Genomic DNA, 20,835 nt, shown 5'->3' on the forward strand with positions numbered 1-20,835 from the left:
GCGCTTCGAAACGATCATCGGGCGCGATCCGCTGCCGTGCCGCATGCGATGCGAAGCGCGGCAGCGTCAGAACGTGTGCGCGATCGCGCGGGCTTCGTCGATCGCGCGACTGCGATCGACCTGTCCGTCGGGACCGAACAACGTCCGCTCGACGACAATGCCGGTGACGTCTTTCACGCCCACGAACTTCAGCCAGGTTTCCATGTACGGACGCTGAAGATCGAACTCGCCGGCCGGCGTAAACGAACCCGGCGCCTGATAGCCGAGCCCACGCGCATAGACGACCGCCGCCTTCTTCCCGGCCAGCTTGCCGGCGAACCCCGAACCGTCGAACGTGAACAGCACATCCTTCTGCGAGATCACATCGATCAGGTGCTTGAGTTTGTACGGAATGCTGAAATTCCACAGCGGCACGCCGAACAGGAACTTGTCCGCTGCGTGGAAGGGCACCGCGATCTGTTCGATCCGCTGCCAGGCCGCCGCCTGCGCCGGCGTCAACGCCGTTCCGCTCAGCCCGGCGTATTTCGCGGCCAGCGCCGCTTCGTCGAATTCGGGCATCGCCAGATCCCAGATGTCGAGCTTCTGTATCTCGTGGTCCGGATGGGCGTGCCGGTACGCATCGAGAAAGGCATTGCACACGTCGATCGACGCCGAATAGTCCTTGTTGGGTGAGCCTTCGATATACAGCACGCGCGTCATGGAGCCGGTCCTTGCCAAGAGTGGCGGCGACGCGCGACATGCGCGATCACCCACTGCGATTCGCAGCGTATCGAGTCGGCCTATAATTTGGAAACGATATTAATTGATTGAATTAACCCGGATTGGTGATCAATGAATCCTCCCCTCGACACGGCGCTGCTTCATACGTTCGTTGCGGTTGCCGACGTGCGCAGCTTTACCGGCGCCGGTCACCGGCTGCATCTCAGCCAATCCGCGGTCAGCGCCCAGATCGTTCGTCTCGAGGAACAGCTCGGTCGGGCGCTGCTCGTGCGCAATACGCGCAGCGTCACGCTCACCGAGCACGGCCACACGCTGCTCGGCTACGCGCGCGCGATGCTCAATCTGAGCGAGGAAGCGAAGGCGAAGCTGGGAACCGGCGACGCAGTCGAGATCAAGCTGCGTATCGGCGCATCGGAAGACTTCGCGGGAGGCTGGCTTCCCGACGTGATGCGACGCTATGGCGCCGCGCGGCGCGGCTTGCGGCTGGATCTGACGGTCGACATCGGCGACAGCCTGTTTCGGCGGCACGCAAACGGCGAATTCGATCTCGTGATCGGCAGCCGCTGCTCGCACTCGGGCCAGGGCGCGACGTTGTGGCGAGAACCGCTCGTCTGGGCCTTTGCGCGCCACGAGCCGCTTCCCGAAGGCGATGTCCCGCTCGCGTGCTTTCCCGATCCGTGTCCGTACCGGGCGGCCGCCATCAAGGCGCTCGCGCTGGCCGGCATGCACTATCGGATCGCCTGCGAAAGCCCGAGCGTCACCGGCATCCTCACGTTCGCGCGAGCCGGCATCGCGCTCGCCCCGGTACCGCGCAGCGCGATCGACGACACGCTCCGTGAATTGGGCAGATCCGAAGGGTTGCCGGACCTGCCGGAAACGGAATTCGTGCTGATGCATGACGCCCGGATGCCGGCAGCCGCCGAATTCGCCGCGACGATCTTCGACGAAACCGCCGTTCGCACGGGCGCCGGCAAACGCAGCAGGCCGTAACGAGCGGCCCGCACGGAAATTCAAACGGGGCATTCGCCTTTTGCCGCGATGCCCCGGCGCGGCGCCCCGCCCAACTCAGCGCTTTGCACTCAATCCAACGCGCCCTTCAGCCGGATCTCGATTCCGCCCAAGCAGCGCCGCCAGCGCGAAATCCGCGAGCTTGCCGAACGGCGCACGCAGCAGGCTCGGCAGGCTCCAGCGCCCCTGCACGAACACGCCCTTGGCATGGCTCATCGCGCGGAATCCCTCGATGCCGTGATACGCGCCCATCCCGCTCGGACCCACACCGCCGAACGGCAAATCTTCCTGCGCGACATGCAGGATCGTGTTGTTGATGCCGACATTGCCCGACGTGGTTCGCTTCAGCAACGTGTCGCAATCGCCATCCCGTGCACCGAAGTAATAAAGCGCAAGTGGCCGCGGACGCGCATTCACGTAGTCGACGACCTCGTCGATCGTGCGATACGTGCGCACCGGCAGGATCGGCCCGAAAATCTCTTCCTGCATGACGGCCGTGTCGTCACCCGCCCCGACGATCAACGTGGGCGCAAGCGTCCGCTTTCGGGTGGCCGCATGTTGCGGATTCACGCCCGCCTCGATCACGCGCGCGCCCTGGTTGCGCGCTTCGTCGACGAGCCCCTTCAGACGATCGTAATGTCGGTCGCTGACGATCGACGTGTAGTCCGGGCTGGTCGGCCCGTCCGGATAGAAGCGCGCGACCGCCGCATCGTATTGCGTGACGAACGCATCCAGATCGTCTTCATGCACGAGCGCATAGTCGGGCGCCACGCAGGTCTGTCCGCCGTTCGACAGCTTGCCGAACACGATGCTGGACATCGTCCGGCCATCGACATGCCCCCTCGCGACGATCGCGGGGCTCTTGCCGCCCAGTTCGAGCGTCACCGGCACGAGGTTCTCGCTTGCCGCCTTCATGACCTTGCGGCCCACCTGGGTGCTGCCGGTAAACAGCAGATGATCGAACGGCAGGCCGCTGAAGGCGGCGCCGACTTCCGGGCCGCCGAGCACGACCGCGACCTCCTCGCTCGGGAAGGTGTCCGCGAGCATGCGACGCATCACCTCGCTGGTGCGCGGCGTCAGCTCCGACGGCTTGAGCATCGCGCGGTTGCCGGCGGCCAGCGCCGTCGCCAGCGGAATGAACGTCAGCGCGAACGGGTAATTCCACGGCGCCATCACGCCCACGACACCCACCGGCTGATATTCGACGTGCGCCTGCCCGGCACGATAGAAGATGCCGACGTGCCGGCGCTGCGGCTTCATGAAGCGACGCAGGTTGCGGGTCAGGTAATCGATCGCCTGGATCACGCCCACGAGTTCCATGATCGCGGTCTCGTGGCGCGAGCGATGCCCGAAATCGGCGCTGACCGCCTCCTCCACGTCGCGGCGATGGGCCAGCACCACGGCGCGCAGCCGGGCAAGCCGCGCCTTGCGCTGCTCCACGCTCGGCGGCCCCTCGGTCACGAATGCACTGCGCTGGCGGGCCAGCAACGCCGCCGGGTCGATGCTCGAGCTGGATTCTGCGGAAACGGCCATGGTGCACCTCACGAGGTTGCGTCGATGTAGACACTGTCAACTTGCGTGTCACGGATCATAGGACCACAATGTGTTCCATGTCAACATAGGAGCAACACGATGCCGTCAGACGCGGATGCGGACGCCGGGCAAAAGGCTTATCACCACGGGGATCTGCGCCGCGCGATCATCGACACGGCACTCGACACGTTGCAGGAGCAACAAGGCTGGCAGTTCACGCTGCGTGAAATCGCGCGGCGCGCGAACGTCAGCCACTCCGCGCCGTACCGGCATTTCCCGGACAAGGCCGCGTTGCTTCACGAGCTGGCGCTGATCGGCTTCGATCGCTTGCGCGACGATCTCGCCGCGTCCGTCGATCCCGCCGCGGGCGCACCGGACGTGCTGCTTGCGCTCGCTTATGCCCATCTCGCGTTCGGGCAGCGCCATCCGGATCTTTATCGACTGATGTTTGCCGCGGATGCCGGCGAGCCTTCGGATATCCATCTCGATCCGCGCGTGCAGGCGCCCTTCCTGCTGGTCGTCGACATCCTGGAGCACGGCCAGCGCGCCGGCACGATCCGCCCGCGCTCCGCGCTTGGCCAGGCGACCGCCTGCTGGGCGCACCTCCACGGCCTGACGATGCTCGCGATCGACGGACGGCTGGTGCGCGAGAAGGTCGGCGATCATGCGATCGAGGATGCGCTGACGACCTTGCTGGACGGACTCGTGCTGCCCGAGAAACGCGCGCGGACGGTCAACGCGAAAAGGTCTTGACCTTGAACTTCGCTTGAAGGTTAAGGTTTGCCTCGGCAGCGTATCGAGGCCATCGGGTTGGGTTCTGCCATCCGACCATCCGGCGGTGCGTCGACGACGTCCGCCCGTGGCCGCTCAAGAGGAAATCGCATCATGACCACGCGCATCCTTCACGTCGTCAGCAACGTCGCGCACTACGCCGATCCGTCGCAACCGACCGGCCTGTGGCTGTCCGAGCTGACGCATGCCCACCACATCTTCGCGGCGCAAGGCTATGAGCAGCGGCTCGTGAGCCCCAAGGGCGGCGTGTCGCCGCTGGAACCGCGCTCGCTGAAATGGCCGCACGCCGACGCCGCCGCGAAAGCGTGGCGCGCCGACCCGGCCAACGAGGCGCTGCTCGCGACCACGGCGCGCCCCGACGAGATCGATTCGGCCGATTTCGATGCGATCTACTTCACCGGCGGCCATGCGGTCATGTGGGACTACCCGGACGATGCAGGGCTGCAGCGCCTCACGCGCGAGATCTACGAGCGCGGCGGCGTCGTGTCGTCGGTCTGCCACGGCTACTGCGGCCTGCTGAACACGACGCTGTCGGACGGCTCGCTGCTGGTTGCCGGGCGCCGGATCACCGGCTACTCGTGGATGGAGGAAATCCTGGCCGGTGTCGCGAAGAAAGTGCCCTACAACGTCGAGCAGCAGATGCAACAGCGTGGTGCGCGCTACGAAAAGGCGCTGCTGCCGTTCACGTCGAACGTCGTCGTCGACGGCCGCCTGGTGACCGGCCAGAATCCGCAATCGGCGAAGGCGACGGCCGAGCAGGTCGTCGCGCTCCTGTGACGCGGCGGACGGGCTTGCGCCGGCGCGGACCTAAGGGCGGATCGTCCGGCGCGGCACCGGCTCGTGATGAGCGTCGGCGGTGCCCGCATCGCCGGCGTTCACGGCATTCCCGGATGGGATCCTCGACAACAGCCTTTTCGCATTGGTTGCACAATCAACCGACTCCGGCTTCGCCCGGATTTCGGCGATCAGCGACACGACGTGCGCCTTGCTTCGCGCCAGCCGCGCCTCCAGCGCCTCGATGTCTTCCACCTTGCGGCACAGCGCTTCCAGCAACGAACCGCATTGCCATTGCGTGAGATCCGACGGAATCAGCGTGCGAATCTCGTCAAGACTGAAATCCGCCTTCTGCGCGGCGGTGATCAGATCGAGCACCGTCACCGCTTCCTGCGGATAACTGCGATAACCGTTCGCTTCGCGTTCGACGAACGTCAAGAGACCGATGCGTTCGTAAAAGCGGATGCGCGAAGGGGTAAGGCCGGTGCGTTCCGCCAGTTCCCCGATCTTCATGTTGCCGCGACTCTCCGGCCGGACCAGGTCCGGCCATTCGACCCACCGTGACAGTCAGTGGTCTCCCAACATTGATTCGCAATCCGATCTTTATCGGCTTCCTTTCGAATAGCGGACGGACTGCGCGTTCAAATCACGTCGAAACGCAATCCCGCGTGGCGCACCAGACGCTCGACAAAGCGCTCGTCGAACATCGTCGCGGGCGTCCAGAAGCCGCCGCCGCGCCCGGTCTTGTCGCCGTCGCGTCCGCAATCCAGCGCGAGACTGATCGCGGCCTGGCCCAGCATCTTGCCGGTCGAGCCGTAACCCGGATCGCGATCGCCGGTGACTTTCACTCGCAGGGTCCGCCCGTCGTCGGCACGGCCGAAGAAACGCAGATCGTAGCGGCCGGCCAGTTGGGCCTCGGCGCTCGGCCCCTCGCCGGGCTTCGGCAGCAGGAAGCGCTCCATCAGCATGCGCACCGGCTTGATGATCACGCCCACCATGAACGCGCCGAGGCCCGCCACCATCGCCAGCGCGGTCACGCGGCCTTTGAGGCCCGTGCCCGTCATGACGGCTTCGTCGTAGGTGAACCGGCTGCCGTACGCATTGCCGGCCAGCGCATTGGAGCGGTGCACGACGCGCTCGTTGACGGCCGCCATCACGAACGGCGCGATCCACGCGTCGCAGTCGCGATCGAATTCGGCCGATCGAACCGCGTGCTGCCGCGCCGTGAAGCCATGACCTTGTGGGCACAGCGAATAAGGATCGAGCAGTTCCCTGCGCAACGCGGGATCGGCCGCAGCTTCCCGAACGACGTTGATCACGCTCGCCACGGTACCGCCCGACGCGCCGCCCTTCAGCGTTCGGACGCGCATCTTCACCTGCCCGGCCGGCGCGCCCCACTGCCGCCGCGCCTGTTGCTGCAGGAAGAACACGCCCATGTCCGACGGCACCGAATCGAAGCCGCAGCAATGAACGATGCGCGCGCCCGATTGCCGGGCCGCCGGCTCGTATTGTTCGATCATTCGCTTGATCCACTGCGTCTCGCCGGTGAGGTCGCAGTAGTCGGTGCCGGTTTCCGCGCAGACCTTGACCAGCGGCTCACCGTACAGCGCATAGGGTCCGACGGTGGACACGACCACCCGTGTTTGCGCACAGAGCGCCCGCAATTGCGCTTCGTCGGCCGCGTCGGCGACGATGATCGGCAACGACTGCCCCGCCGCGCCCAGCGCATCCCTGACCTGCCTGAGCTTCGCGTCGGAGCGGCCGGCGATGGCCCAGCGCAGCGTCTCGCCCGAGCCCGACAGATAGTCGGACAGGTAGCGGGTCAGGATCTGCCCGACAAAACTGGTGGCGCCAAATACGACGAGATCATGGGTCGGCTCGGTCATGGACGGTTCCTTCGGCGCGGGCGTGTCGCGGGCTTCCGTGCCGTTAGTGTTGTGTTCCGGGTTCATCGAATGTCTTTAAGGGCGTCGGCAGGTTCAGGACCAGCTGCGCGTCTTTTACCACGTCGAGACGCATGATGGTGGATGCGCCGAGCCCGTCGAGCAACTGGCTCAGCGGCCCGCCGTGTCGCACCAGCTCGACGTTGCGCGGCAGCAGGCGCTGCGCGAACGATAGCGTATTGGTCTGCACCGAGGTCTGGTGCCATTCGCCGTCGATGCGATTGATCATCGTCGTCGTGCCCATCTGCGATTGGGACGCGACGTGGGTCAGCGCGGGCAGCGGCACGCTCAGGCTCAGGTCCGGCCGCCCGCCCGGGCCGGCAATGCGGGCGCTTGCGGTAGCGCCGATGTTCACGTCGATATCGGCGAGCCACTTGGGCAACTGATAGCCGTGTACGCCGCGAACCCGCGCGATTTCCGTGGTGACCGGCAGCGCCAGCACATGCGCGAAGAAGCTCCGGCGCCGCATCGAGTCGATCAGTTCCAGCGCGTGCGACCCTTTCGCGCCGGGCCGACGGATCACCACCGCGACGGATACTTCGTCATACGGATCGTTATCGCAGACCGAATAGGAGAAGAAGGTCAGCGCGACCAGCCCGCGCCCGGGGAGCGCACGCAACGGTTCGAGCGGCACCGGCAACAGGGTCCGCAGGCGGTCGAGCGGCGCAAGGAACAACAGCTGAATGCTGCTGGAACGGTAGTAGAAGTTCGGCGCCCAGGTCGGCCCGACCCGCGACGCCACCTGACGCTTCGGAATCCGGCGGAAAAAATCGATATTCCCCGCGGCGGGATCGCGCGCCACCTCGTCCAGGTCCGGATTCATCCTGAACCGGTCGTAGTACCCGCCTTCGGGCACGTCGACCGTGTGCGGCCCGAATTCGACCTGTGTAAAACGCCTGTCCATGTCCGTTGCCTCTCGTCGATGATTGACCGTGGCAGGCAACACCCGAAGCCTGCTGATTCACTGCTGTCAGCAAGCACTCTAAGATTAAACTCAACTTTAAGGTCAAGGCCTCGAATAGAGGGGCAAGTCGGACTTCGTTGGCGCGACGGGTGCAGTCATTTTTCCCCGGACGACGAGTTCAGGCCGCGAAGAAAATCGGGCACCGCGTTTTCGATCGATTCCAGATAGCCGGCCATCGCTCCGGCGACCTTCCGGATGGCCGGACGTGCAGTCATCCGCGCACGCCACGCGAGCAGGTTGGGGGTCTCCGCCGTCATCGGCGCGCCCTTACGCGCGCCGAACAACTGCGCCATGTAGAACGCAATGTCGGCATAGGAATAGGTCCCGGCCAGAAATTCCCGATCTGCCAGCACGCGTTCCATGCGCCGATAGTATTGCGACGCTTCGGCGCGCGCCGCCTGTGCGGCCGGATCGTCCGGCGTATCTTCAAGCCCCATCAGCCGGACGACGTGCGGAAAATAGATTTCGTCGCTGCAATGTTCGAGCTGACGCGCGATCGCGCGCGCCGCCGGATGCGCCGGCCATAACGCGGGATCGGGCTTCAGATCCTCGAGATACTCGAAGATCTGCGTGGAATCGAAGATCTCCAGCGTGCCGTCCATCAGCACCGGCACCTGGCGCTTCGGGTTGATGCGCAGCACATCCGGATGCTTGGGGTCGTAGCCGCGAAGCTGGCTGAACGGCGTCATCACCAGCTCGAAATCGATACCCTTCTCGTGCGCCGCAATCTCGACCTTGGCGCCGAACATGCTCAGCGGCCCGGAAATGATCTTCATGGTTCGCTCTCCCGTTGATGAAATGCGGCCCGACTTGAACACGCTTACGCGCGAACAGCCGAGCGTGCGGTGGGCACCAGCCGATGCGTCTCGGTCGCACGGATCGACCAGCGTGCCAGTTGCGGGGCGATCTCGTTCGCCCATCGATTCGAACGGCCGAATTCGTCGAAGCGCGCGATGTCGGGAAACACCGCGACGCCCACCAACACCTGTTCATTCGTCCGCACCGGCAATCGGCGGAAATCGTTCTCGCGCGGCTCCGTGATGTACCACCCCTGAGCCATCGCACCGCCAGCGGCAAGAACGCTCGACATGCGTTCGCGGCAAAACGCCAGAAGCGACGCCGATGCCGGCTCGTTCAGATAGAAGATCGTGATGTCGACGAATCCCGGCGGGATTTCTATAGCGCCGCGTCCCGCTCTGCGAGCCACGTCGACGGGCAGGTTCGATCCTTCCCATGCCGGCTTCAACAACAATACGTTATCCGAATCGATCATCGTCTCATTGGCCGCGTCGGCATGCGCTTTCCAGCTCGGTCCGCCGTAGAAATCCGTCAGCCCTCTCACCCGGGTCGCCATGCTTTCAAAGCCGCGCAGCCAGACGAACAAATCCGGACGATCGAGATCGCGAAACTGCCCCATGACCGTCATGCCGACCGCTTCCTGTGTCTCGACCAGCTCGCGATCGAAGAGATCGATCAGCACGTCGCGCTGGTGCGGATGAAGGGTGTACTGGCGCAGCTCGACGACGTCGAGCAGCTGTTTTCGGATGTTCTCGTTCACGTTTGACCTTCGCGTCGATGAAGCGGATCGGGCATGCGGCAAAGCATAAGTCCGATAACATGACACCTTATGTCAGGTATTTGAGGTAATGTGTCGCGTATGAAAGCCAGCCGCCTGTTGTCGATCATGATGATGCTGCAGGCGCGCGGCCGGATGACCGCGCCGGCGCTGGCCGAAGCACTGGAAGTGTCCGAGCGCACGATCCTGCGCGATATCGACCAGCTCTCCACGGCCGGCGTGCCCATCTGGGGCGATCGCGGCCGCAACGGCGGATTCCAGCTGCGCGACGGCTGGAGTACCGATCTCACCGGGCTCACCGAGCACGAAGCGCACGCGCTGATCCTGGCGGGCCTGCCCGGGCCGGCGAGCGAACTGGGCCTCGACGGCATGGCCGCCTCCGCGCGGCTGAAGATGATGGCGAGCCTGCCGCCGGGCTCGCGTGAGCGGGCCGACCGCGTCGCCAGCCGGTTGCACATCGATACCGTGGATTGGTACCGGGCGCAGGAAACCCCGGCGTTTCTGCGTGAAGTTGCCGATGCGGTATGGGGTTCGTACCGTATCGACGTGAAGTATCAGAGCTGGCGGGGCGTGTCCCGCCGCGAACTCGAGCCGCTCGGCCTGGTGCTCAAGGGCGGCGCCTGGTACCTGATTGCCCGGGTGGCGGGCAAGCCCGGCGCACTGACGTTCCGGCTGGCGAATATCCACGAACTCACCGCATCGCGCCGCCGTTTCAAGCGCCCTGCGCGATTCGATCTGGCGACGCACTGGCGCGACGCGATGAGCCGGTACGAGACCGATCTCAATCGGCTGACCGCCCATATCGCGGTGTCGCCGCGCGGCGAAACCTGGTTGGCCAACGCGCGGATCAAGATCGCGCCGGTCTCGCATGATGCGCGCAGCGCGGAGGTGCCGCCGGGATGGAGGGAATGCCTGATGCCGATCGAATCGATCGAGCACGGCGCGCGGAAGCTGCTGGGGTACGGCGCACACGTGAAAATCCTCGGGCCGCAGACGCTCAAGGAGCAATTCATCGAAGAGTTGTCGCAGTTGAAGGCGCTTTATCGATCCGGCGACGATTGAAGCGGCGCCTATTGCGTCGACGCGGTCGCCGCTCGATGCACGGTGCCGACGGCTGCCGGCGTTTGCGCCTGCGCGCCAACGGTGCCGCTGCCCGCTTTTGAAAGCGCGGCATCGATCCGTCGCGCATCGTTGCGCGCACCTGCCGCATGTAATGCGGCCTTTCGGGCAATCGTGCTCGCGGGTTCAACGCATTGCCATAAAACACCCATCGAATCAGATTTCGTCGGCAAACTCGTCGAGAAAGCGGCGCAAGCGATCACGGCGGATTTTCCACTTTCAACTGGGACAGTTTTGTGGGCTAGGGTCATTTGCGCTTCACAGCTACCGAACTTTTTTTCGGTCGCGTGGTGTCGTCACTTCGAAGTCGATCTCGGCGTCGGCAGCACGCACGCTGTTCAACGCTTGCTTCAGAGTTCGCGCGTCCAATTCCAATCGCGCTATCGCGAATAACAACATGTGCATTCCGATCTCGCCTCGAACGTTTGTGTCGTTTGAAATGTATCGTCGCCATTGGCGACCATGATCGAGATTGAATAGTTCAGTCATCTTCTCGCTCTTTATACCGAGCTGTTTTTTAATAATTTCGAAATCCGCTGGAGGCGGCGATAGATCTTCACTCATTTCTTGACTCTCATAAAAATTGGGTACGCATATGCCGTGCCAGCGATGTATCTTCATTCACGACGGCGCAGGTAAGCGTCAGAGTATCGATAACACTGCCCATCTCGACTCCCTTCTTGAAAACCAGTCACGTTTTTCGAGAATGCAGCTGCTTTCCGGGCAACTCCCCGCTCTGCGGCAGTACATCGTCATCCACTCCTTCTGCTCTGAGGATCTCGGCCAGCGCAGACTCCAGCATTTCCGCCGCCCGATTTGCGGTATCACCGAGGTGACGATGTAGAAACGCGTCGGCTGCGGAACGTGATACGCATTCGTCGCTATATCGTTCGAATACGCTGAGTTGTGAAATTAACTCGAAAATATGCCATGGTGTTTTACCAAACCCGATTCATTACCAGCCAGCGCAAACCCAACCCCCTTACGAAAGCAAGTTAGGTTGGTTTCATGACGAGCCGCGATGTGTAGTGACCCGAGTTGGGACCTGCCTCAATTTATCGAGTCAAGCAACATGCATATGTAAATAATTACTGAGATTCGACTTACACAACCGTCTGCAGCGGATCGACAAAGCAGCACGACGCCCCCAAAAATTAGTGGAAATAATTATCGAAGGCCGCCAAGCGTGCGAATTGACAAACTCAGTAAGTACCGGATGTCGTCATCTCAGTACACATGAGACGTCACGAAAGTATGAAACACATTTCTGAGTCAGAAGAATCATATGAGCATAGATTTCAAACTGTCGGACCAATTTCGTTGCCTAGTGGGCAAACGATACCCTCCAGTCTTCGTCCACTTTTTGTCTATTCCCATGTATTTTCGTGAATTAAATGCGAACATCGCACCGAGTTCGTCCACATTTGATCTTATTCGTCGAGCACATCACTCTCAATTTAGTGGGCCAGGATGGATCAGTCTGCGCAAGCCCCTCCGGTGAGAGTGACGTGTCAAGCTTCGATAGGTTGTATGGAGTTTGTAGTTCTTGCAGACGAGGCAGACGAACCGCGTGTTGTCGCACCTACTGAAGCACTCGCCAAACCGGCAACAGGCCAGTTCAGTGTCGACTCCTCGACGATTGGACCGGGCCCTCACCCGGGCCATGGTCGCGCTGTCGCTTAGTCTCGACCATCGAAGCCGCCTCTATCCGAATGCACTATGCCCGCACCGTCCAGGTGCGGGCAGAATGAACTCATTTTCCTTGCGATTTCTTGATCAGATCGGCCGCTTTTTCACCGATCATGATGGTCGGGGCATTTGTATTCCCCGAGACGACATCCGGCATGATGGATGCGTCGGCAACACGAAGACCCGTCAGGCCTCGGACGCGCAACTCCGGATCGACAACCGCATCGGCGCCGATACCCATCTTGCATGTGCCCGCCATATGGTGGTAAGTCATACATGCCCGACGTACGTATTCGCGCAGCGTCGCGTCATCGTCGCCGTCCGGGCCCGGCAACACCTCGCGTGCACGCCATTCGTCAAAAGCGGGCCGGTTGCCGATGTCACGGCAAATCTGGACGGCTTTCGCGAGACGCTCGAGATCCGACTGCTCCGAAAGATAACGGGGATCAAGAACGGGCGGCGCGCCAGGATCGTTCGATGCAAGGCGAATTTCTCCACGACTCGCCGGACGAACCAGACCCGCACACAGCGTCCACGCATTTGCCGGGCCTTCGAAACCCGGCGCATAGTACGGAATGTGCATGAACAGCGGCTGCAAGTCTGGTCCGATGCGACGCTTGTCGCTGCGACAAAACAGCTGCGATTCGAGGAGATTGTTCCGCGGTGCCGGGATCGGCCTGGACGCCTCAAAGATCACGCTGCAAAGAAGATGATCCTGAAGGTTTTTTCCGACGCCGGGCAGATGATGCGTTGCGCGGATTCCGACGCGCGCCAATTCGTCTGCCGGACCGATACCCGACAACAGCAGAAGTTGCGGGCTGGCGATTGCGCCGCCGCTGACGATCACTTCGCTCTCGGCCATCGCGTCGATAACCGACGTCCCTTCGCGATAGCGAACGCCGACGCACCGGTCGCCCAGAAGAATCAGCTTTTCGACGCACGATCCGGTTTTGACCGTCAGGTTTGCGCGATCGCGAACGGGCGACAGAAACGCCTGCGCAGTCGATTGGCGTACGCCATCCTTGATCGTGAGATGGCAATAGCCGGCACCATCGATTACCTCCCCGTTGCAATCCTCATTGCGTGCGAATCCCGCCTGTACCGCAGCTTCGATCGCCGCTTCGCAAATCGGATTGGGATCGCGATTCCGCGACACGTGTAATGGACCGCCTACACCGTGATACCGGTCTTCGCCGCCCTCATGATCTTCCGACTTGCGGAAATACGGCAACACGGATTCATAGTCCCAACCGAGGCAGCCTTGATACGCCCAGGCGTCGTAGTCGCTCCGGTGTCCACGCACATAGATCATGCCGTTGATGGCGCTGGACCCCCCAAGCGTACGGCCACGTGGCCAATAATGCGATCGTCCTGCAGTATGCGCTTGCGGGACTGTGCTGTACCCGTAGTCCACCGGCGTATTCCACAACGACGGCCAACCGCTCGGTGCTGCAATATTGGGATCGTCATCCCGCGGCCCCGCCTCCAAGAGCAGCACGCGAACTCGCGAATCCTCACTCAATCGGGCTGCAATCACACAACCAGAAGAACCCGCACCAACAACGATGTAGTCGTATGCATCCATGGTTTCATATCCTTGACAGAAGGTTCTGACGATCGCCGCGCGACCGCCCGATCAGAAAAAGTGCGCAACCCGGACATTGAAGCGTTGCGTCTCGAGCGGTCCATTCTCAGTTGAGGTTTGGCGGCCATAGAGCGCTATGATTTGCCAGGCCTTCGTGGGAAACCATGCCGCGCCCAAGAGAAAGCTGGGAGTCGATTGTCGGTTGGCCTGGGACACGCCTGCAACGGTCTGATTGCCACCAAACACATATGACCCGCCCACCCGCAGATCGATGCTATTCGTGAGCTGGTACCGCAACCAGCCCTGGGCCTGAAACAGGGGCGACTCCGTCATCGTCGCACCCGTCGCACCGAAATTGTGATTCGGTGTGAAGGCCGTAGCGTCTGCGGCGAGATCGAGGATCACCTTGGGAGCGATGGGCGTGATGAAACCGGCCTGCAGCGCAAATTTCCATCTGTTTTCGCCTAGATTGATTCCCCGATTGTGGTCGTAGCTGCCAGTCGGCGCATAGATAAACGGCGTGATGCCCAGAAACGTGTTCGACTCGGGACGGTTGACGACCCAGACTGTGGCGGCAAAAATCGCGTCCGCGAGACCGGTATTGTTCCCGAGCGCTGACATCTGGTTCGATCCGCCAACGTGGCCGAACGGGATCAGCACCTGAGGATCGACTGTGAATCCGCCGATCGACGTGTAGTGGATGAAACGCGCGATGCCGATGTCCTGGGTGATGTCCCCTCCGGCCACTCGCGAACCGTTGGCATAGATCCGCGTATCTTCCGCATGCTGAAGATACAACGCACCGAGATTCGCGCCGGCGGGCAACGGCGTATAGTCCCCTGCATCGATACTGATCGCCGAGGCCAATGTCGGGAAGGTAGCCGCCATCGCGAGCGCGGCCAGCGTCCGCGCGCCTGGACCGCGGAACCAGCGGAAAAGGCGAGGCGCCCGGATACGTGCTTGGTTTTTCTTCAAGATTGTCTCCTAGATAACCGTCGACCCTATGATTTGGTCGTTCAATTAAGTCTAGGATTCCTTATTATTGTCTTTCGTCGTTTGGTGCAGATGTTGCATCAACGCGTGCAAATTTTCCCCCGCAGCAGGTACTTTCAGATTGCATGCCACAGAGATGCCGCGTTACCTGGATTCCGATGCATTTCGAGCTGTCATCCGATAGACGCCCGGGCTGCATCCGAATCGTGCCTTGAACAACCGGCCGAAATGAGTCATATCCGAAAAGCCGCACATTACCGCCAGTTCAAGCAGATTTCGGTTTATGTCTGATGGATCCGAGAGCGCTCGCCTGCTCGCTTGCAGCCGATACTCCTGGATCAACCCCTGGGGCGTCTGGCTGGTTGCGGCCAACGCACCATAGAGCGTACGTCTCGATACGTTCAGCGCACTGGCAAGTCTGTCCGGCGTCAGATCAGGATCGCTAAAGTGCTGCGCGAGAAAAATCTCGGCGTTCATCCGCAGGGATGCACTTCGCGCGCCAGCGCGGTTGAGAGAGTCGCCTGCCTCGCGACGAACAACGGAATCGAGCAACATCAACGTCGACTGTTCGAAACCGAACATGCTTTCCTGGTCGTCGGGCACCTGCCCGTCCATCAGATACTGGATGGACCGCAACGCGAGGTGTGCATTGCCGACGGTTTGGCGTACCTGCGTATCCGCACGATCGACGAACCACCGCCACATCGTGCTGCTCCTCGGCGGCGTAAGCGCGGCAACGAATCTCGACGCATCCGAGCACTCGATCGAATATGCCTGCGTCGCATCGTAGACAAGCCACTCCCCCGGATTGATAGTCGAGGTCTTGTTTCTTTGCGTCACGCGACTCTGCCCTGCGATCTGAAACAGCATTTTGTAACAGTCACTTTCGGCCCGCTCTGCAAGCGCGCGGTCACGGTCCACCCTGATCGAAGAGGTGTCGACTTCCGCCACGCGGATTCCGCCCGCCACGGCAATGCGCACTGACATCCGGAAAAGCGGGCCTGTATCGCGAAGCGCCAGCGGCAGGAAACTGTCCGAGACAAGGTCTCGCAGATTGTCGCCACTACTGCTCTCGCCAACAACGATTTCGTGTGCCATTGCCATGTGAATAAGGTCTACGAATTACCCTGACAAAATCGACTATGTACATAAGTCGTTAAGCTGCGCTGGAAGGCGCTTGCATATCGGGAGTGTTGCCGTTCGTCGAAACAGCCCGACAACAACCTCGCCGGGAGCAGGGACGCGTGGCGAATGACCAGTCTCTGCAGTGCACGACGAAACAAGATGCATTCCTTATCGACATTATCAACGATACGTTTTTAATTCACGGCAAAAACAGGAATAACTTCCAGTGTGCGCTGTGTCGCGCTGCGCGAACGCCCTTTCACCACCTTCAACGAACGCAGCACATTTTTTTGTCGACCGTCCGGTCGGTCAATGATGGTTTGTACCAGTGAAGACGGCGGCGACACTCCTCGCATCGACGACGGGTCCTAGAGCATCCGTTACACGCCGGCACTGTGTGCACGCGGAAGCCAAAAGTGTGCACGCAGCGTCGATCGGGGTTCGACGCGCAAACCTAGAATCGAAGTGCAGTCGACCCATGGCTCGAGTTGTATCGAGACGCTACTCCGTCAGTGCGTCGCCGAACAATCGAACCACAAGCGCCGGCTCAAACCTTCGAGAACCATCCAGAATCTGCAAGGAGATGCCCACCGAGCAAGCGTGTGCGAAGCGGGATGAAGCCGACGAATGCCGCTAGTACGATTGTGGGCAAAGACGATGTCCGATAAGACTTTCGATTACGTCATCATTGGCGCCGGCTCGGCCGGCTGCACAATTGCAACCAACCTCATCGAGCGCCGAAAGGGAACCGTTTTGCTGATAGAGGCAGGGGGCCACGACACCGACTTGTTCATTCGAATGCCCGGCGGCCTCGGCAAGGCCATTCCCCGCTACACGTGGCCCTACGCCGCCGAACCGTCGCAAGACGTCAAGGGAAGATCCATCGCGGTTCCGCAGGGTCGCGTGCTCGGCGGGTCCAGCTCGGTCAACGGCATGCTCTACGTCCGCGGACACCGGAACGACTACGATCGGTGGGAGACAGAATTCGGTTGCAGAGGCTGGGGAGCAGATGAAATGCTGCACTACTTCGCCAAGGCAGAGAACAACGAATCGCTGACCGCCCCTTACCACGGAAACGACGGACACTTGAAAGTCAGCGAGATTCGCTATCGGCATCCGCTTTCGCAGGCATTCGTGCGGGCCGGCCAACAAATGGGACTCGAATACCTGACCGACTACAACGGCGACAGACAGGAAGGTGTCGGGTTCTATCAGGCCACCATCTTCAACGGCGAGCGAGGGTCCACGGCAGCCACCTATCTCAAATCAATCAGAAACCGCCCCGACTTCAAGCTCGAAGTCGATGCGCTGGTCGAGCGTGTCGAAATTGAAGGCGGCCGGGCGACCGGCGTGACCTACCGCCAAGGCAATCGGCAAGTGACCGTGCGTGCTCTCGCAGAGGTGATCGTAACGGCGGGTGCAATCGGTTCGCCGAAAATCTTGCAACTGTCCGGCGTCGGACCGCGTAACGTTCTCGAAAACGCAGGGGTTCAAATAAAGCACGTTCTGCCAGTCGGTGAAAATTTTCACGACCACATGCACACGTCGGTCAATGCGTCCATCAAGACACCAATCTCGCTCTATGGCGAGGACCAAGGACTACGCGCACTCAAGCATGGCCTCCAATGGATGCTTTTCCGATCTGGAATCCTCACTTCTCCGGTACTAGAAGGATTTGCATTCGTTGATACGTGCAACCAGGGCCAGCCGGACGTCCAGTTTCACTTCCTCCCGGTCATCGATGCTTTCGACGATCCATTCGGCGTGACCAACGGCAAGACACACGGCATCACCATCAAAACGGGACACCTTCAACCTCATTCGCGCGGTCGCGTGATGATCAGGTCGTCGAACCCAGCCGATCTTCCACGGATCGACGGGTGTTACCTGTCCGATCGTCGGGACATCGACGGTCAGATTCGCGCCACGAAACTGGCACTCAGGATGCTTCAGCAGCCCGCGCTCGCCGCCCATGTCGACGAGATCTTCTCGCCGAACTGCATTCCCGACGACAACGCTGCGATCGAAGACTGGGTGCGTGGTGCGGCCAAGACGGTCTATCACCCTGTCGGCACTTGCAGGATGGGGGTGGAACCAGCGTTGTCCGTAGTTGATACGCAACTTCGCGTACACGGTATCGCGGGGCTTCGAGTAGCCGATAGCTCTACGATGCCCAGCATCCCGAGCGGCAATACGAACGCGCCGACCATCGCACTGGCGGAGAAGGCATCGGACTTGATCACCCGCGCGTCGCGTTAATGCTTGCAAATCGGATTCTTCCTGGAGGCGAATAGATGGCATTGGTTCAAATTCTCGACGAAGTCAAACGATTCCTCGCACGCGAACATGGACACTACATCGGCGGTCGGCCCGTCGCCGGACACGGCAGTGAGCGAATCAACGTTCGGTGCCCGTCCACGCTTGCCGTGGTTGGCTCCGTCGCCCAAGCGGTGGACGAGGATATCGAGACCGCCATTGCTTCATCCCATCACGCGTTCAGGGAAGGCTGGGCCTGCCTCACACCTGCCGAACGCGAACGAATCCTGCTGCGATTTGCTGATCTGATCGAGACGCATGGCGAGGAAATCGCGCAAATCGAAACTGCGCAATCCGGAAAGCTCATCGGACTGTCCCGGGCAATCGAGGTAGGTTGGTCGGCTCGCTGGTTGCGGTACTACGCGGGCTGGGCGACGAAAATTGTCGGCGAAACGATTACGCCGTCGTATCCGAGCATGCACGGAGAGCGATACACGTCTTTCACGCTGCGGGAGCCGCTGGGTGTTGTATTCGGCGTCGTTCCGTGGAACTTCCCGGTCATGATTCCGGTGTGGAAATTCGGAGCGGCGCTCGCAACCGGCAACACGGTACTCATCAAGTCCTCAGAGTTTTCGCCGCTCACAATGCTGCGCATCGCTGAACTCGGCACCGAGGCGGGGCTGCCCCCCGGAGCTCTCAACGTCATCAATGGCACGGGCAAGATTGGCGGGAAAGTCATTTCGGATCCTCGCGTCGCCAAGGTCTCGTTTACGGGATCGGTTCCGACCGGACGTGTCATCGGCGAGGAGGCAGTCAAGGCCAACTTCACCCGCTTCACGCTCGAGCTTGGCGGCAAGAACGCCGCAGCGTTCCTTCCGGATACGCCGGTCGACAAGATTCTCGATGGGGTTTTCGAGGCGGGATTTCTACACAGCGGGCAAGTATGCGCGTCTGCGGAGCGCTTCTTCATCCACCGCTCGCAGTTTGACGAGGTCATCGAGAAGCTCAGGGCGCGCATGGAGAGCCTTGGACCATCCAACCCGATGGATGATGCGGGATTGATCGGACCGGTGTGCAACGAGCCGCAATTCGAAAAATGCCTGGCCGCGTTCGCGACGGCAAAGGCTGAAGGCGACGAAATCGTCACGGGAGGCGACGCATACCGGCACGACGGACTCTACATTAAGCCGACAATCATCCTGCCGAAGTCCCTGCAATCGAGTTCGTACCGACATGAGGTCTTTGGCCCGGTCGGCGCGTTCGTGCCGTTTGACGACGAAGAAGAGCTGATCGCGATGATGAACGACACGGTTTTCGGCTTGACCGCGAGTATCTGGACAAATGACCTGGCAAAAGCCCTTCGGTACGTTCCTCGCATCGAGTCGGGAACAGTCTGGGTCAACATGCACACGCTAGTCGATCCGGCGGTGCCATTCGGCGGATCCAAGGGTTCCGGTGTGGGTCGCGAATACGGGTCAGCGTTCATCGACGCATACACCGAGTTGAAGTCTGTTTCCATTCGACTTTGATTGCGCAGCGACAGCCGGCGAATCGAAGGGGTTCCGTCCCGCTGTCCTGTTGCCCAATTTTCATCCGCTGGCAAAGAGTGACAAGCATGCCTGGTATATGCAGACAACGCGTGTGCAGACGTGCCCATCCTCGCAGCGACGCCATGCTTTGCCACAAACATTCCATACGTAATAGAGAAACTTTCGATGAATTTCCTCAATCGCCCCGTCGGTTTCGAGTCGATCGAGACCGCCAGCCGCGATGAACTGCAGGCGCTGCAGCTCGAGCGCATGAAGTGGTCGCTGCGCCATGCGTACGACAACGTCCCGCACTATCGCCGCACGTTCGATGCGGCGGGCGTGCATCCTGACGACCTGAAGACGCTCGCCGATCTCGCGAAATTCCCGTTCTCGACGAAGAACGACCTGCGTGACAACTATCCGTTCGGGCTCTTCGCGGTGCCGCGCGAGCAGGTCGTGCGCGTGCACGCGTCGAGCGGCACGACGGGCAAGCCGACCGTGGTCGGCTACACGGCGCGCGACATCGACACGTGGGCGAACGTGACCGCGCGCTCGATCCGCGCGGCCGGCGGCCGCCCGGGCGACACGCTGCACAACGCGTTCGGCTACGGGCTCTTCACGGGTGGCCTCGGCATTCACTACGGCGCGGAACGGCTCGGCTGCATGGTCGTGCCGATGTCGGGCGGGCAGACCGAGAAGCAGGTGCAGCTGATCCGCGATTTCGAGCCGAAGATCATCCTCGTCACGCCGTCGTACATGCTGAACCTGATCGACGAGATGGTGCGGCAGGGGATGGACCCGGCCGAGTCGTCGCTGAAGATCGGCATCTTCGGCGCCGAGCCGTGGACGCAGGCATTGCGCGAGGAAGTGGAGACGCGCGTGGGCATCGACGCGCTCGACATCTACGGGCTGTCGGAGGTGATGGGTCCGGGCGTCGCGTGCGAATGCGTCGAGANCGAGGAAGTGGAGACGCGCGTGGGCATCGACGCGCTCGACATCTACGGGCTGTCGGAGGTGATGGGTCCGGGCGTCGCGTGCGAATGCGTCGAGACGAAGGATGGCCCGGTGATCTGGGAAGATCATTTCTATCCGGAGATCATCGATCCCGTCACGGGCGAAGTGCTGCCGGACGGCAGCCAGGGCGAGCTCGTGTTCACGTCGCTGACGAAGGAAGCGATGCCGGTGATCCGCTACCGCACGCGCGACCTCACCGCGCTGCTGCCGCCGAC

The 20,835-nt window shown here is 61.6% G+C and carries 19 protein-coding genes; 7 read left to right on the forward strand and 12 right to left on the reverse strand.

The window, feature by feature from the left end; all coding sequences use genetic code 11:
* Positions 1–66: 66 nt before the first annotated feature.
* Positions 67–699: an FMN-dependent NADH-azoreductase gene (locus tag ACTRWB_RS18080; protein ID WP_446902737.1), complete on the reverse strand. Its 633-nt coding sequence runs from the start codon at positions 697–699 to the stop codon at positions 67–69.
* A gap of 132 nt (positions 700–831) precedes the next feature.
* On the opposite strand from ACTRWB_RS18080, the gene ACTRWB_RS18085 reads away from it, so the two are divergent.
* Complete coding sequence (locus tag ACTRWB_RS18085; protein ID WP_446902738.1) at positions 832–1,710, forward strand: LysR substrate-binding domain-containing protein; 879 nt, start codon at positions 832–834, stop codon at positions 1,708–1,710.
* A gap of 75 nt (positions 1,711–1,785) precedes the next feature.
* Here ACTRWB_RS18085 and ACTRWB_RS18090 read toward each other — a convergent pair whose 3' ends face one another.
* Positions 1,786–3,261: a coniferyl aldehyde dehydrogenase gene (locus tag ACTRWB_RS18090; RefSeq protein ID WP_446902739.1), complete on the reverse strand. Its 1,476-nt coding sequence runs from the start codon at positions 3,259–3,261 to the stop codon at positions 1,786–1,788.
* Between the two features lie 99 nt (positions 3,262–3,360).
* Here ACTRWB_RS18090 and ACTRWB_RS18095 point away from each other — a divergent pair, with 99 nt between their 5' ends.
* Both ACTRWB_RS18095 and ACTRWB_RS18100 read left to right on the forward strand, forming a co-directional pair.
* Positions 3,361–4,014 (forward strand): TetR/AcrR family transcriptional regulator, encoded by a 654-nt coding sequence (locus ACTRWB_RS18095; RefSeq protein ID WP_446902740.1) that lies wholly within the window; start codon positions 3,361–3,363, stop codon positions 4,012–4,014.
* A gap of 132 nt (positions 4,015–4,146) precedes the next feature.
* Positions 4,147–4,830 (forward strand): type 1 glutamine amidotransferase domain-containing protein, encoded by a 684-nt coding sequence (locus tag ACTRWB_RS18100; protein ID WP_446902741.1) that lies wholly within the window; start codon positions 4,147–4,149, stop codon positions 4,828–4,830.
* A gap of 30 nt (positions 4,831–4,860) precedes the next feature.
* Here the strand turns inward: ACTRWB_RS18100 and ACTRWB_RS18105 are convergent, their stop codons facing one another.
* The 5 genes from ACTRWB_RS18105 to ACTRWB_RS18125 all read right to left on the reverse strand — a co-directional run bounded on the left by ACTRWB_RS18105 (position 4,861) and on the right by ACTRWB_RS18125 (position 9,292).
* A complete protein-coding gene (locus ACTRWB_RS18105; RefSeq protein ID WP_419690634.1) occupies positions 4,861–5,340 on the reverse strand; it encodes a MerR family transcriptional regulator in 480 nt (159 codons plus the stop codon).
* A gap of 128 nt (positions 5,341–5,468) precedes the next feature.
* On the reverse strand, positions 5,469–6,713 hold the full coding sequence (locus ACTRWB_RS18110) for a saccharopine dehydrogenase family protein (RefSeq protein ID WP_446902742.1): 1,245 nt from the start codon (positions 6,711–6,713) through the stop codon (positions 5,469–5,471).
* Between the two features lie 43 nt (positions 6,714–6,756).
* On the reverse strand, positions 6,757–7,674 hold the full coding sequence (locus tag ACTRWB_RS18115; protein WP_446902743.1) for an acetoacetate decarboxylase family protein: 918 nt from the start codon (positions 7,672–7,674) through the stop codon (positions 6,757–6,759).
* 155 nt (positions 7,675–7,829) lie between these two features.
* A complete protein-coding gene (locus ACTRWB_RS18120; protein WP_446902744.1) occupies positions 7,830–8,510 on the reverse strand; it encodes a glutathione S-transferase family protein in 681 nt (226 codons plus the stop codon).
* A 44-nt stretch (positions 8,511–8,554) separates the two neighbouring features.
* Positions 8,555–9,292, reverse strand: coding sequence for an NIPSNAP family protein (locus ACTRWB_RS18125; RefSeq protein ID WP_446902745.1), 738 nt, complete (start codon positions 9,290–9,292; stop codon positions 8,555–8,557).
* 99 nt (positions 9,293–9,391) lie between these two features.
* Here ACTRWB_RS18125 and ACTRWB_RS18130 point away from each other — a divergent pair, with 99 nt between their 5' ends.
* Positions 9,392–10,372 carry a helix-turn-helix transcriptional regulator gene (locus ACTRWB_RS18130; protein WP_446902746.1) on the forward strand — a complete coding sequence of 327 codons (981 nt, stop codon included), beginning with the start codon at positions 9,392–9,394 and terminating at the stop codon, positions 10,370–10,372.
* Positions 10,373–10,380: 8 nt separating this feature from the next.
* Here the strand turns inward: ACTRWB_RS18130 and ACTRWB_RS18135 are convergent, their stop codons facing one another.
* The 5 genes from ACTRWB_RS18135 to ACTRWB_RS18155 form a co-directional block, all read right to left on the reverse strand.
* Complete coding sequence (locus ACTRWB_RS18135; protein WP_446902747.1) at positions 10,381–10,680, reverse strand: hypothetical protein; 300 nt, start codon at positions 10,678–10,680, stop codon at positions 10,381–10,383.
* Between the two features lie 13 nt (positions 10,681–10,693).
* Positions 10,694–10,993 carry an XRE family transcriptional regulator gene (locus tag ACTRWB_RS18140; protein WP_446902748.1) on the reverse strand — a complete coding sequence of 100 codons (300 nt, stop codon included), beginning with the start codon at positions 10,991–10,993 and terminating at the stop codon, positions 10,694–10,696.
* Between the two features lie 1,189 nt (positions 10,994–12,182).
* Positions 12,183–13,703, reverse strand: a complete 1,521-nt coding sequence (locus tag ACTRWB_RS18145) for a GMC family oxidoreductase (RefSeq protein ID WP_446902749.1) — start codon at positions 13,701–13,703, stop codon at positions 12,183–12,185.
* A gap of 51 nt (positions 13,704–13,754) precedes the next feature.
* Entirely contained in the window at positions 13,755–14,678 is a 924-nt protein-coding gene (locus ACTRWB_RS18150) for a transporter (protein ID WP_446902750.1), read from the reverse strand.
* A 162-nt stretch (positions 14,679–14,840) separates the two neighbouring features.
* Positions 14,841–15,800, reverse strand: coding sequence for a helix-turn-helix domain-containing protein (locus tag ACTRWB_RS18155; protein ID WP_446902751.1), 960 nt, complete (start codon positions 15,798–15,800; stop codon positions 14,841–14,843).
* Positions 15,801–16,478: 678 nt separating this feature from the next.
* Between ACTRWB_RS18155 and ACTRWB_RS18160 the strand changes: the two genes are divergently transcribed.
* The 3 genes from ACTRWB_RS18160 to ACTRWB_RS18170 all read left to right on the forward strand — a co-directional run.
* Positions 16,479–18,080 (forward strand): GMC family oxidoreductase, encoded by a 1,602-nt coding sequence (locus tag ACTRWB_RS18160; RefSeq protein WP_446902752.1) that lies wholly within the window; start codon positions 16,479–16,481, stop codon positions 18,078–18,080.
* 35 nt (positions 18,081–18,115) lie between these two features.
* Complete coding sequence (locus ACTRWB_RS18165; RefSeq protein WP_048249057.1) at positions 18,116–19,606, forward strand: aldehyde dehydrogenase family protein; 1,491 nt, start codon at positions 18,116–18,118, stop codon at positions 19,604–19,606.
* Positions 19,607–19,792: 186 nt separating this feature from the next.
* The coding region (locus tag ACTRWB_RS18170; protein WP_446902753.1) for an AMP-binding protein at positions 19,793–20,835 on the forward strand (1,043 nt) is incomplete at its 3' end.

It is taken from the genome of Burkholderia sp. YIM B11467 (assembly GCF_052952715.1).

Excerpts from the sequence above, each read along its gene's own strand:
- ACTRWB_RS18080 (WP_446902737.1), bottom strand. The coding sequence starts at position 699 with ATGACGCGCGTGCTGTATATCGAAGGCTCACCCAACAAGGACTATTCG.
- ACTRWB_RS18085 (WP_446902738.1), top strand. The coding sequence starts at position 832 with ATGAATCCTCCCCTCGACACGGCGCTGCTTCATACGTTCGTTGCGGTT.
- ACTRWB_RS18090 (WP_446902739.1), bottom strand. The coding sequence starts at position 3,261 with ATGGCCGTTTCCGCAGAATCCAGCTCGAGCATCGACCCGGCGGCGTTG.
- ACTRWB_RS18095 (WP_446902740.1), top strand. The coding sequence starts at position 3,361 with ATGCCGTCAGACGCGGATGCGGACGCCGGGCAAAAGGCTTATCACCAC.
- ACTRWB_RS18100 (WP_446902741.1), top strand. The coding sequence starts at position 4,147 with ATGACCACGCGCATCCTTCACGTCGTCAGCAACGTCGCGCACTACGCC.
- ACTRWB_RS18105 (WP_419690634.1), bottom strand. The coding sequence starts at position 5,340 with ATGAAGATCGGGGAACTGGCGGAACGCACCGGCCTTACCCCTTCGCGC.
- ACTRWB_RS18110 (WP_446902742.1), bottom strand. The coding sequence starts at position 6,713 with ATGACCGAGCCGACCCATGATCTCGTCGTATTTGGCGCCACCAGTTTT.
- ACTRWB_RS18115 (WP_446902743.1), bottom strand. The coding sequence starts at position 7,674 with ATGGACAGGCGTTTTACACAGGTCGAATTCGGGCCGCACACGGTCGAC.
- ACTRWB_RS18120 (WP_446902744.1), bottom strand. The coding sequence starts at position 8,510 with ATGAAGATCATTTCCGGGCCGCTGAGCATGTTCGGCGCCAAGGTCGAG.
- ACTRWB_RS18130 (WP_446902746.1), top strand. The coding sequence starts at position 9,392 with ATGAAAGCCAGCCGCCTGTTGTCGATCATGATGATGCTGCAGGCGCGC.
- ACTRWB_RS18135 (WP_446902747.1), bottom strand. The coding sequence starts at position 10,680 with ATGACCCTAGCCCACAAAACTGTCCCAGTTGAAAGTGGAAAATCCGCC.
- ACTRWB_RS18140 (WP_446902748.1), bottom strand. The coding sequence starts at position 10,993 with ATGAGTGAAGATCTATCGCCGCCTCCAGCGGATTTCGAAATTATTAAA.
- ACTRWB_RS18145 (WP_446902749.1), bottom strand. The coding sequence starts at position 13,703 with ATGGATGCATACGACTACATCGTTGTTGGTGCGGGTTCTTCTGGTTGT.
- ACTRWB_RS18155 (WP_446902751.1), bottom strand. The coding sequence starts at position 15,800 with ATGGCAATGGCACACGAAATCGTTGTTGGCGAGAGCAGTAGTGGCGAC.
- ACTRWB_RS18160 (WP_446902752.1), top strand. The coding sequence starts at position 16,479 with ATGTCCGATAAGACTTTCGATTACGTCATCATTGGCGCCGGCTCGGCC.
- ACTRWB_RS18165 (WP_048249057.1), top strand. The coding sequence starts at position 18,116 with ATGGCATTGGTTCAAATTCTCGACGAAGTCAAACGATTCCTCGCACGC.